Annotated in this window: 8 protein-coding genes; 4 read left to right on the top strand and 4 right to left on the bottom strand. The window is 68.7% G+C overall.

Translation table 11 applies throughout. From position 1 onward, the window contains the following. Positions 1 to 21: 21 nt before the first annotated feature. From AMS67_RS05145 to AMS67_RS05155, 3 genes are all read right to left on the bottom strand, one after another. On the bottom strand, positions 22 to 1,140 hold the full coding sequence (locus tag AMS67_RS05145) for a pyridoxal phosphate-dependent aminotransferase (protein WP_370726587.1): 1,119 nt from the start codon (positions 1,138 to 1,140) through the stop codon (positions 22 to 24). 182 nt (positions 1,141 to 1,322) lie between these two features. Then, positions 1,323 to 4,997, bottom strand: coding sequence for a TM0106 family RecB-like putative nuclease (locus tag AMS67_RS05150; protein WP_193787067.1), 3,675 nt, complete (start codon positions 4,995 to 4,997; stop codon positions 1,323 to 1,325). A 77-nt stretch (positions 4,998 to 5,074) separates the two neighbouring features. Next, entirely contained in the window at positions 5,075 to 6,043 is a 969-nt protein-coding gene (locus AMS67_RS05155; protein WP_277619552.1) for an IclR family transcriptional regulator, read from the bottom strand. A 187-nt stretch (positions 6,044 to 6,230) separates the two neighbouring features. On the opposite strand from AMS67_RS05155, the gene fae reads away from it, so the two are divergent. From fae to AMS67_RS05175, 4 genes are all read left to right on the top strand, one after another. Beyond that, on the top strand, positions 6,231 to 6,761 hold the full coding sequence (gene fae / locus AMS67_RS05160) for a formaldehyde-activating enzyme (protein WP_053386410.1): 531 nt from the start codon (positions 6,231 to 6,233) through the stop codon (positions 6,759 to 6,761). Beyond that, entirely contained in the window at positions 6,748 to 7,713 is a 966-nt protein-coding gene (locus tag AMS67_RS05165; protein WP_075201237.1) for an NAD(P)-dependent oxidoreductase, read from the top strand. Before fae ends, AMS67_RS05165 begins: the two co-directional genes overlap by 14 nt. Beyond that, the gene (locus AMS67_RS05170) at positions 7,710 to 9,179 is read left to right on the top strand and encodes an NAD-dependent succinate-semialdehyde dehydrogenase (protein ID WP_053386411.1); all 1,470 of its coding nucleotides are present in this window, start codon (positions 7,710 to 7,712) and stop codon (positions 9,177 to 9,179) included. Before AMS67_RS05165 ends, AMS67_RS05170 begins: the two co-directional genes overlap by 4 nt. Before the next feature lie 79 nt (positions 9,180 to 9,258). Next, positions 9,259 to 10,647: an MFS transporter gene (locus tag AMS67_RS05175; protein WP_053386718.1), complete on the top strand. Its 1,389-nt coding sequence runs from the start codon at positions 9,259 to 9,261 to the stop codon at positions 10,645 to 10,647. Here the strand turns inward: AMS67_RS05175 and AMS67_RS05180 are convergent. Continuing rightward, positions 10,644 to 11,936 (bottom strand): ATP-binding protein, encoded by a 1,293-nt coding sequence (locus AMS67_RS05180; protein WP_053386412.1) that lies wholly within the window; start codon positions 11,934 to 11,936, stop codon positions 10,644 to 10,646. The genes AMS67_RS05175 and AMS67_RS05180 overlap by 4 nt on opposite strands. Positions 11,937 to 12,003 lie beyond the last annotated feature (67 nt).

The raw sequence follows: 12,003 nt of genomic DNA on the forward strand, positions 1-12,003 counted from the left end.
CCCCGCGCCCCACGGCCGATGTCAGCCGCGCTGGAAGCGGAGGATGCGCTCGAGCGCTTCCGCGACGGCTGATTCTCCGGCCGCATAGGAGAGCCGGATCGATCGCGACCCCCCGATCGGGTCGAAATCGACGCCGGGAACGACCGCAACGTCAGCACCGCTCAGCAGTTCACGGGAGTAAGTCACCGAATCCGTGAATCGATCGAGCTGCGGCCCGAGCTCGGAGTAGTAGTAGAACGCACCGTCTGATGGCGCGGCAACGCCCCAGTCGAGGCTCGACGCGGCGTCGAGAATCAGTTGGCGCGCCCGACCGAACCCGGCGACGATCGCGTCGCGCTCCGCGTAGCTTTCGGGCGTGAACGCGGTGAGGGCGAGCTCCTGAGCAGGAGCGGGGGGCGACAGCGCGAAGTTCGATGCGAGCGCTTCGAACGGCGCGATCAGCGCATCGGGCAGCAACGCCCAGCCGAGTCGCCACCCGGTCATGCCCCAGTACTTCGAGAACGAGTTGATGACGATCGCTTCCGCGTCGAGTTGACGGGCGGTCACGCCGCGCGCATCCGCGCTTCCGGGGTCGGCGAACGTGATGCCGTGATAGATCTCGTCGCTGACGAGTCTGACGCCGCGCAGCGAGCACCAGGCCACAAGTGCGGTCAGCGCCTGGCGATCGAGCATGGTGCCGGTCGGGTTGGCGGGAGACGCCAGAATCAGCCCGGCGAGGTCGCCGTGCTCCGCGACCGCCCGGTCGAGGAGTGCGGGGGTCGGTTGGTACCGCGCCTCCGGGCCCGCCGGAATCTCGACGACCTCGACCCCCAAGGCCGTCAGAATGTTGCGGTAGGCCGGGTACCCCGGGCTCGCGAGCGCCACCCGGTCCCCCGGGTCGAAAGCCGCGAGGAATGCGAGTTGGAAGGCTCCCGAAGACCCGGTCGTGATCGCGACCGATGCCGGGTCGACGTCGACTCCGTACCACTCCCGGTAGTGCCCGGCCACGGCTTCGCGCAGCGGCGCCGTACCTAGAGGGCCGGTATATCCCGCCGGGCGCAGCGTGCCGGGAACCGGTCGTGCACTGGGCTCACCCGCGCACAGCGACACGACGTCGCGCCCCGCGGCGCGGCGCTGGGCGATCTGCTCAGTGATGCGCATGACTTCGAACGCGGGAATGGCAGACCGGCGAGACACGCTCGGGGGTACCGCGACCCGGCGCAGGCCGCCTGTGGCGGGTCCGTCGGCGTCGGCGGATACCCGACCGTCCGCGGGACCTGCGCCGCCGGGAGGCAACGGGGGCAGTCCGCGTGACGGCGGTGTCTTGATGGGACCTCCGGGATTCACCATGACTCCACGTTAGCGGCGTGCGCGCGTTCCACAAGCCGGAGGTACCCCGAGAGAGCGGTCACGCCTTCGGCGCTCGTCGGCAGCCCGTCGCCGAGGCGATCAGATGACACGAGATGGGCGGACCATTGCGCGCGGCTGATCGCCACGTTGAGTCGATTGCGCATGAGGAGGAACTCCAGACCGCGCGGCACATCGGCGGCACTCGACGCCGCGAGCGTGACAATCGCGATCACGGCCTCCTGCCCTTGGAACTTGTCGACCGTACCGACGCGCACCTCGCCCAGGCCGTGGGCGCGCAACGCATTGCTGACGCATTCGACCTGCGCGTTGTAGGCGGCGACCACGATGAGATCCGCAGCGGTCAGCGGCCGTTCCGGCCCCCCGGCTTCGCGCAGCCGGCCCGCCAACGCCGCTCGCACGGTCGCGACAACGGTCTCGGCTTCTTCCGGTGATGAGGTCGCGTTGCCGAAGTGCCGCACCGGGTGCCAGTGCAGCCCGGCGGGGCCGACGCCCGTCACTTCGCGCTGCGATGCGCTGGGATGCGCGCGGAGTCGCCCCTCGTACGCGAGTTCGGACACCACGTCAGCGAGTTCGGGCCGCATGCGCCGCGTCTCAGCCAGGAAGTACCCCAACTGCTCGGGGAGCGTCTCGTGGTCGCCGACGAGCCAGCCGAGTGCCGAGGTGTCGACGGGCTCGGGGTGGGAGCCCTGCGAGACCTGCGGCAACTGCTGCGGGTCGCCGAGCAGGAGGAGTCGCCTCGCGGCGACGGATGCCGCGATCGTCGGCGCCAGGGAGAACTGGCCGGCTTCATCGACGACGAGCAGGTCGAGCTGCTGCCGGCCCACGCGGTCTGCGTTGCTGAAGTCCCATGCGGTGCCGCCGATGACCGCTCCGCGACCTGCCCGCTGGTGCCCGGCGAGAAACGCGGCCTGCCCCCCGCTTCGCAGCGCGGTGAAAGGAAGGGCGGCGATGTCTGCGGCAGATGCGCCGCGCTGCGTCGCCTTGCCGACGAGCCCGGCAGGCAACCCCGCCGACACCACACCGCTCAACACGTTTTCGACGACCCGATGAGATTGGGCGACGACCCCGATCAACCAGCCGTGATGCTCGACGAGGTGCGCGATGACCCGCGCGGCAAGATACGTCTTGCCCGTGCCGGGCGGCCCCTGCACGGCGAGCGCCGAGCGGTCGAGCGCGCGCACGGAGGCGATGACGGCCCCGATGCGGCCCGCTTCGGCGTCACCGCCTGCGAGCGCGATCGCCTCAGCTGAACGTTCGGAGACGAGTTCGTCGCCTCCACGCAGACGCGGCGGCTGGCGACGCAGGAGATCGACTACGGGGTCGGCGGGGAAGGCTCCGGCGTCGAGCGAACGCGCCAGGCCCGCACCCCACTCCTCGATCGCGCCCTTCTGCGCACCCGCTCGAGGCGGGGGGCCCGGGGTGAGCGCCACGGGCAGGTCAGAAAAGGGCTCGACGCCCGCGGGCACCGTTTCTCGGATCACCGCACCGTCATCGTGGCCCTCGATCACCGTCACCTGACGGGCGCCTCGCGACCCGGGCGCAGCACCGACCTGCGGGAACGGCGCCGGGTAGGCGTATACGGCGAACGCGTCACCGTCGTTGCGGAAGCGCGACCCGGGTGCCGCAGCACCGGCGAGTTGCACGTGCCTGCGTTCGCTGCGGGCGCGCGGAGGCGTGTGCCAGGCTTCGACGACCCGGCTCCGTTGCGGGTCAACGACGAGCACATCTCGCGTGTCGGCCCAATCGTCGACCGGGTCGATCAACCGAGCGAAGTGCGCCCACCAGAACGACTTCTGCTCACGCTCGTGATAGTCGATCGCACTGGCGGCGATGGCTGCCGCTGTGCGGTCGCCGGGCTGCCCGTCGCTCGCGAGACGTTCAGCGTGCGCGGCGAGCGCCACTCCGGTCGCGCTGAGGTCGAGCTGCGGGCCGCCTGCCTCGGCGAGCGGTGCGGGTGTATACGGTGTGACGGCGTGAGCCTGGGCAATCTCGAGCAACCAGTCGCGCAGGTGCAGTGTCGAGACGCAATCGTATGCGTTGTAGTCGCCGATGGCGTCCATGCGGCGCTGGCCCTCGGCACGGACATCACGGTCTGCCGAGCTCAACTGAACACTCGCTTCGGCGTATTCGGTGACTGATTGAGCGCCCGACGTGACCCCGTCGGCATCTCGGAGCGCATCGCCCATGTAGAGCGGTTCGAGCTTCTTGATGGAGTACGAGCGAGTACCAATGCGCAGCGCAGCGCGCACGACCGGGTAGAGATCGACCAGCACATGGTCTCGGAACAGGGCGTCGACTTCAGCCTCACCGACGCCGTGCCGGGCGGCGATCGAGGCCAGGTGCGTGCGCTCGTAGGCGGCGTAGTGGTAGATGTGCATGCCCGGGAACCGACGCCGCCGGTCGGCGACCAACTCCAGAAATTGCTCGAGCGCCTCGCGCTCTGCGTCGAGGTCGTGCGCCCAGAGCGCGGTGAACTGCTCATCGACGTCGACCATGCCGAACAGGTAGTCGATGCCCCAGCGAGCTGTACCGTTGGGGCCCGGAGCCCGGTACAGCGGATCGCCCTCGAAATCGAAGAAGAGATCGCCGGCATCGGCGGCGGGGATCGCGGCGAGCGCCGACGCGTCGACGACGGCAACCGGAGGCGGCGCATCTGCGGTGACTTCGCACTGCAGACGCGCCTGCTGGGCGAGTCGCTGCAGCACCGGTGCTGCCACCCCGGGTACCACTGATTCGGGACTCGACGTCGAATCGGTGAGCGCTGCGACGCGCTCGAGCGAATCGAAGCCCGCCGCGACGAGCGCATCGCGCTGCGCCGCGCGAATGCCTGCGATGAGCAGCGGATCGCGGGTGCGTTCGATCTCGGGCTCGCACACCTCGCATCGACCGCAAGCGACGACATCGAGCGACCCCCAGGCCACGGGTGGCGCTGATGCGATCTCGCCGTCATGCCCTCGCGCGATCGCGCGCTCCGCGATGAGTGCGTGCAACCGTTCGCGGCGCGCGCGGAAGACGGGGGCGATGTCGGCGATGCGATGACGCGACTGGGCGCCGTCGCCCAAAATGAGCACTGCGCTGTCATGCACGGGCACCCCGACCCGTTCGAGCTGCTCGGCATATGCCGCGAGCTGCATCAGGGCCGTCACCTTTGCGCGCCGAGCGAGTTTCGTGTCTTGCACCTCGAATCGGCCATCGGGGCGTCGCCTGAGGAAGTCGGCGAACCCCACGAAGCCGATCTCGGGAAGATCGTCGCGGGCGGGCCGTTGCGCGGGGTCGAAGAACGTGGCCTGAAAGACCACATCAGCACCGCCGAGCAGCGCGTTGACGGTCGCGAAGGCGATCTCGGAGAGGTGCTGCGCCGACATCGATGTCGGGCGCGGAATCTCGACGATGCCGCCGGGCTCCCCGACCGAACCGGGCCCCAGCTCGGCGAGATACTCCTGCAGCACGCGTGCTTCGTGCGCGTCGCCCAGCTGTGCGGCTCGGCGCAGCATCGGGTCGTCGTCGGGCGGCACGACCACATCGCGCCCGAGCTTGGCGTCGAGTCGACGCAGGAACGCGAACTCGCAGTTGCTCGCTGCGGTGAGGTCGCTGGCGCTGGTGACCAGCCGATAGCCCGACCCGTCAGGGTGCTGCTGCACGAACACGCGCGCTCCTCTCGTCGATCACGCATCCGATGACAGACGCGAGGCGCACCCCGAACGCGGGGCCGCTGCACTCGACGCTACCGCGCAGCACCGACATTCGTGCGCACTGCCCCATCGCCGCCGCCGAGCGTCTGCGAGAGCGCCGCCCCGGCTTGCCGCACGACGGTTCCGAGCGCGTCGAGCTTGTCGCCGAGCCGCTCTTTCGGCCCGCTGACGTTGACCGCAGCAATGATGCGTCCGGTGTGATCGCGCACCGGTGCAGAGACCCCGACGATGCCGGTTTCGAGCTCCTCGTCAAGCAGTGCGTACCCGCACCCCCGAATGCGGTCGATCTCGGCCTGTAGATCTGCGTAGTCGGAGATGCGCGAGAGTGCCGGGGGCTCGTCGAGCAAGAAGAACGGGTTCGCCTCGCGCCCGAAGACTTGGTCATCGATGACGGTGCGATCCTGACCGTGCGCCCGGTACCAGGCATGCAGAGAGGGCTCGTCCCAGTCGCTGACGAGCACGCGGCCCGATGAGGTGCGCCAGGCCGCGGTGACTGTGCCTTCCCACCCCGCTGACCGGAGCTCGTGCGGACTGAGTTCGCTCGCCAGCGTGAGCACGTTGCCGTGCGCGAGCACGCAGAGGTGCGCGGTCTCGTGGGTGGCGCGCACGAGACCGCGGAGCACCGGGCGTCCGCTCGCGACGAGTTGCGCTTCAGATGATCGCGCGGCGAGCGCGAAGAGTCTCGGGCCGACTGAATACCGACCCGTGCGGGCGTCGCGAGCCGCGAGCCCCGACTCGGCGAGTGTGGCGAGCGCGCGAGATACCACCGTTTTGCTGCGCCCGGTGAGGCGGGCGAGATCGGTCACCCCGTACCCGCCGACGCGTGCGGAGCCGTCGCTCGCGAGCAGTTCGAGCAGACGAATGTCTCGGCCGAGCCCTGCGGAATTGGTGCGCCGCGCATCAGCGCCGGTTGGGGCGGCGGCCTCGAGGGGTTCCGGATCAGCGGGCGTCGATGCGCTGGGCGTCGATGCTCGTGACGCCGTCGCAATGGGCTCGGTCACGTCGCCCTCCTCTCATTCTGCACGCCAGCATGCCCCACCGTACCGATATGCGCAACTTGGTTTGCGCATATCGGCGTTCGCTTCCTATCGTCATCCTCACTGCCGCACGCTCGGCAGGCGAGATCGAAGCGCAGGGCCCCGGCACCTGCGCATCCTCACCACCCGAATCCCAGACAGCGAGGTCCCCATGGACACGGTTCAGCTCGGCGAATGCTTCGTCGGCAGCGGCGTCAATGCCGCACACATCAACACGGTCTTCGGTGACCGTCGCGGCGCGGTCGGCACCGCGTGGGCGACCGCGCTCGCGTCACCGAGCGCCGGATTCGTCCCATTCGTCGCGGTCATGCAGCCGTCCGTTCCGGTGAAGCCGATGACCCTGTTCGTCTCCAAGGCCGCTCCCGAGGGCGACTTCCACGGCACCGCGATCTGGGGCCCTGCGCAGGCCGGAGTCGCCGCAGGCGTCGCCGACGCCGTCGCCGAGGGGGTGATCTCAGAGGAGTTCGCCGACTCGCATGCGCTCATCGTCGCCGTCTGGGTGAACCCGGGCACGGATGACCACGACGAGATCTACCGCAACAACCGCGAGGCCACCCGCAAGGCGTTGATCGCCGGCGCCGAGAACACCCCGCGCCCGGCCGATGTCGTCGCACTCCGCAATTCCACGTCAAATCCCTTTTACACCCCCAGCGAGGAGGTGGCGAACAGTGTCGCACGCTGATCTTCACACCACTGAGAACACCATCGTCGGCTTCATCGGCCTCGGCAACATGGGGTCGGGCATGACCCGCAACCTCCTGAAGGCCGGGTTCCGCCTTGTCGTCACCGACGTACGCCGCGAAGCCGCTGCCGAGCAGCTCGCCGCCGGAGCCGAGTGGGCCGACACCGCCGCTGACGTCGCCCGTCGCAGCGACGTCGTCATCACGATGCTGCCGACGCCGCGCATCATCGAGGCCGCACTGCAGGGCACCGACGGACTGCTCGCCGGGCTCTCGCAGGGCAAGACCTGGATCGACATGTCGACCTCCGTGCCCGACGTCGCGAATCACGTGCGGGCCGAGGCGGCCGAACGCGGCATCGAGATCGTCGATGCACCCGTGAGCGGCATGTCCGTCGGAGCGGCGAACGGCGCTCTGCAGATCTTCGTCGGTGCGACCGACGATCAGTTCGCCTCCCTGTTCCCGGTCTTCGAGGCGATGGGTGATCCCGAGCGTATTCTGCACGTCGGCCGCCCCGGCGCCGGCTACGCCGTCAAGCTCATGATCAACCAGCTCTGGTTCTCGCATCTCGTGGCGACCGCAGAGGTTCTGGCGATCGGCACGGCAGCCGGAGTCGAGCTCGACGTGCTGCGCCGCTCACTCATCGCGAGTCCCGCGAACAGCAACTTCTTGGAGCACGACGTGCGGTCCATTCTCGACCACGGCGACTACGACGAAGGGTTCGCCATCGCCCTCGCCTGCAAAGACCTGGGTCTCTCGATCGACCTTTCGCGCTCGGTAGGCATTCCCGCGGAGCTGTCGTCGCTCGTCGAGCAGATCTACCGCCGCGCGAAGCGCAGCTACGGCGATCGCGCCGGCGAGATGACCCCGTTCAAGCTGTACGAAGATCTGCTCGGCACCGAGCTGCGGCTGCCGGCCGAGCCCGATGTCGCCTCGGCGGAGGCCGCCGCGTGAGCGCGGCCCAGCTCCCCGCGGGCACGCCGACGCAGTTGCTCATCGGCGGCGAATGGCGCGACGCGAGTTCGGGATCGACCATCACCGTGGTGAACCCGGCCACCGGGGCAGCGCTCGCCTCGGTTGCCGACGCCAGCGTGGCCGATGGGGCCGCGGCGCTCGATGCCGCGGTTGCGGCGCAAGAATCATGGGCCGCGACGCCGCCGCGCGAACGCGGTGAGATTCTGCGCCGCGCCTGGGAGCTCACCATCGCGCGCCGCGACGAACTCGCCCGCATCATCACGCTTGAGATGGGCAAGCCGCTCGCCGAATCGCTCGGCGAGGTCGCGTATGGAGCCGAGTTCCTGCGCTGGTTCTCGGAGGAGGCCGTGCGCATCGATGGCCGCTACACGCTCTCCCCCGACGGCCGCAGCCGCCTGCTCGTGCTGCACCGCCCGGTCGGCCCGAGCCTCTTCATCACCCCGTGGAACTTCCCGTTGGCGATGGCGACGCGCAAAATCGCTCCGGCGCTCGCGGCCGGCTGCACCTCGGTGCTGAAGCCCGCGTCGCAGACGCCGCTCACAGCGCTCGCATTCGCGGCGATCCTGCTCGAAGCTGGCGTTCCCGCCGGGGTCGTCAACGTCATTCCGACGTCGCAGGCGGGAGCGGTCACGGGCCCGCTCATCACCGACGACCGACTGCGCAAGCTCTCGTTCACCGGCTCCACCCCGACCGGCAAGCGTCTCATCCGCGACTCCGCCGATCAGGTGCTGCGCGTGTCGATGGAACTCGGGGGCAACGCCCCGTTCATCGTGTTCGAAGACGCCGACGTCGATGCGGCGGTCGAAGGAGCGCTCGTCGCCAAGCTGCGCAACGGCGGAGAGGCCTGCGTCGCAGCCAACCGCATGCTCGTGCACGAGCGCGTCGCTGAGGAGTTCTCGCGCAAGCTCATCGCGCGCATGGCGGGGTACGTGCAGGGCGACGGTCTCGACGCCGACGTCACTATCGGCCCGCTGATCGACGAGGCGACTCGCGCCAAGGTGTCGGGGCTCGTCGATGAGGCGGTCTCCGAAGGGGCAACCATCGCGCTCGGCGGGGCCGCGCCCACGGATACGGCGGGGTACTTCTACCCGCCCACGGTGCTCACCGGGGTGCCCCAGCACGCGCGCATCTTGAGCGAAGAGATCTTCGGGCCGGTCGCGCCCATTGTGACCTTCGCCGACGAGTCGGAGGCGATCCGCCTCGCGAATGCCAGCGAGTACGGGCTGGTCGCGTTCGCCTACACGCGCGACCTCAACCGAGCGCTGCGACTGGCAGAGCGTCTCGAGACCGGCATGTTCGGCCTCAACACCGGGCTCGTTTCGAACCCGGCTGCACCGTTCGGTGGCGTGAAGCAGTCGGGTCTCGGCCGTGAGGGCGGCGCTGAGGGCATCGGCGAATTCTTGGAGACCGTGTACGTCGGCATCGCGGATCCCCTCGCCTCGTAACTCCCCATCAATCGACCGGCCCGGAAGCCCGCGCTCCCGGGCCGGTCGACTATCGTCAATGACGCCGAAAGCGAAGAACATGACTCAGACCACACCCACAGCGCAGACGCAGACCGTCGATTTCGATCATCTGCCGCTCAACCGATTCCACTTCCGCATCACCGCGCTGACCTTCGGCGCGCACTTCAACGACGGCTTCGCCGTGGGCATCATCGGCATGGCCATCGTGCTCATCGGCCAGCAGGGTGCCATGGAATTGAACGCCTGGTGGACGGGTGCGCTCGGCGCCGGAGCGCTCTTCGGTCTCTTCGCCGGGGCCATGCTCTTCGGCTCGGTCGCCGACCGGTTGGGCCGCCAGAAGATCTTCACGATCAGCTTCGTCGTCATCACCGTTGCGACACTCGCGCAGTTCTGGGTGCAGGAGCCGTGGCAGCTGCTCGCGTTGCGCATCATCCTCGGTCTCGGAATCGGCGGCGATTACGCCGTGGGCCACGCGATGCTCGCCGAGATCCTGCCGCAGAAGCGACGCGGCGAAATCCTGGGGTCGTTCTCGGTGATCTGGACATTCGGGTACGTACTCGCGACGATGCTCGGCATCTGGTTCATGCAGTCGGGCATCGAGGATGCGTGGCGCTGGATGCTCATCGCACCGGGCTTCATCGCCGCCATCGTGCTGGTCGCCCGTATCGGCACCCCCGAGTCGCCGCGCTGGTTGCAGCGCGAGGGGCGCGATGCCGAGGCGCGTGCGATCCTCGACAAGCACTTCGGCACGAACGTCGTGATGCAGCGCGAGGTCGAAACCGAGGCCGGCGGCTTCTCGGCGCTCTTCAGCCGCAGGTATCTGCGACGCACCCTCTTCAACTGCATCTTCTTCGCGTGCATCGTCATGCCCTACTTCGCGATCTACACGTTCTTGCCCAACATCCTCGACAGCATGGGCCTCTCGAACCTCGCGAGCACCGGCAGCGGCTACGCCGTCGAGGTGTACCTCAACGTCTTCCTACTCGCCGGCGCGCTTGCCGGCATCTGGGCGACCGCCAAGTTCACGCGTCGCGGGTTCCTCATCGGATCGCTCATCGTGCTGACCTGTTCGCTGGTCGCGCTGGCGCTCGTGCCGACCGCTGCCACCGTCGTGTCAGTCGTGCTCTTCGCCGTCTTCACGTTCGTGCTGTCTGCCGTCTCGAATCTCGTCGGCGTCTTCCCTGCAGAGAGCTTCCCGACGCCCGTGCGCTCCTCGGGCATCGGGTTCGCCACGGCGATCAGCCGATTGGGGTCGGTCATCAGCACCTTCCTGCTGCCCGTGCTCATGGCGTCGTTCGGCGTCGGCCCGACCATGCTCGTGCTCGCCGGCGTGCTGGCCGTCGGGCTCGTCGTGTCGGTGCTCTGGGCTCCCGAGACGAAGCATCAGTCGCTGAGCGACTCGGGTCTCGTCTCGCTCCCCGAGCTTGGGGAACCCGACGCCCGTTAGAGCCGCGCGAGCGTGTCGATGTCTTCGAGAAACGCGGACTGCTGTTCCTCGGAGACCGTCGCGCGGGTGACGGCGAGCGCGGCGAGGTAGTCGTCGCTCGTGAGGTCGGTGCGGGATCCGGTGGCCTGAGCCGCCCCCGCGCCGCCCCGAAGCACTCGCGCCAACGCGTCTTGCGAGGCGCGCCGAGCCGCGTATTCGATGTCGGCGGGGGTGAGCCCGTCGCTCTCGTCGACCAGACGAGCGAAGTCGATCGCCCCCGCAACGCCGCTCGGCACGTATCTGCACCAAATCGCCTCGCGCGCCTCGGCATCGGGCAGACCGATCGGCAGTACATAGTCGAATCGGCCGTGGCGCAGGAACGCGGCGTCGAGCGCGCGCACAAAGTTCGTCGCGCAGACGAGCAGCATGCCCTCGCGATCGCGGAAGTCGGCGACGATCTTCAGAAGTTCGTTCGTCACCCCCTGGGTGGGCGTCGGCGGGTCGCTGCGCTGCGACGCGATCTCCTCGACCTCGTCAATGAATACGACGCCGTGCTCGAGTTCCGCGATCTGCTCGAAGACGCTGCGCAGCGATGACGCCATGCTCGTGGAACCATCGCCGAGCCGAGACGGGAATACCTCGACGAATGGCCAGTCGAGCCGCGAAGCCACCGCTTTCGCAAACGTGGTCTTGCCGGTTCCGGGCGGCCCGAACAGCATCACCGCATGGGGCGGCACCACGCCGTATCGATCGGCGAGGTCGGGCTGCGCGAGCGGCGCGACCAGACGCTCCTCGAGCAGCTGCTTCTCGCGGCGCATGCCCGCGACCTGCTCCCACAGGTGGCGCGGCAGCATGCGGCCGCCCAGGTCTTTGAGCACCTCCAGTTCGCGCCGCTGCACGGGCATCTGCCGCTCGAGGTAGCGGAGGTTGTGCTGCAGTTGGAATCCGTTCGCGGTGAGCAGGTCGATGCGACTGCCCTCGGGCATGAGCACCGACAGCGTGCCCAGCCCGAGTGGCGCCATCTTACGCTCGAGCGCGTCGAGCAGCGCCCCTGAGATGTTCTCCGTGCGCGCGTTCTCATCGACGCCGAAGAACACGATCCACCCCTGCGCGTGTGCGGCACGACCGACCGCCGCCGCGACGATGCGATCGTCTCGGACGGCGACCATCGCGTGGTCTTCCCGGCACGAGGCCGTGACCTCGGCGAGCGAATAGACGGGCTGCTCCGATGTGGAGCGCGCCTCCCACCACAGCCGAACAACGGCGTCGAGGTCGTCGTCGTGGAATTCGCGGATCGTGATACGAGTCATGCGCTCATGCTGGCAGAGCGGATGCGACCGCAACATGCGCTCTCGGCAACTTGTGGGTGAAAGATCG

The sequence above is a fragment of the Leucobacter japonicus genome (genome assembly GCF_001273855.1).
Classification (GTDB): Bacteria; Actinomycetota; Actinomycetes; order Actinomycetales; family Microbacteriaceae; genus Leucobacter; species Leucobacter japonicus.

Coding starts and splice junctions, on each gene's coding strand:
- AMS67_RS05145 (WP_370726587.1), bottom strand. CDS start 1,140: ATGCGCATCACTGAGCAGATCGCCCAGCGCCGCGCCGCGGGGCGCGAC.
- fae (WP_053386410.1), top strand. CDS start 6,231: ATGGACACGGTTCAGCTCGGCGAATGCTTCGTCGGCAGCGGCGTCAAT.
- AMS67_RS05175 (WP_053386718.1), top strand. CDS start 9,259: ATGACTCAGACCACACCCACAGCGCAGACGCAGACCGTCGATTTCGAT.
- AMS67_RS05180 (WP_053386412.1), bottom strand. CDS start 11,936: ATGACTCGTATCACGATCCGCGAATTCCACGACGACGACCTCGACGCC.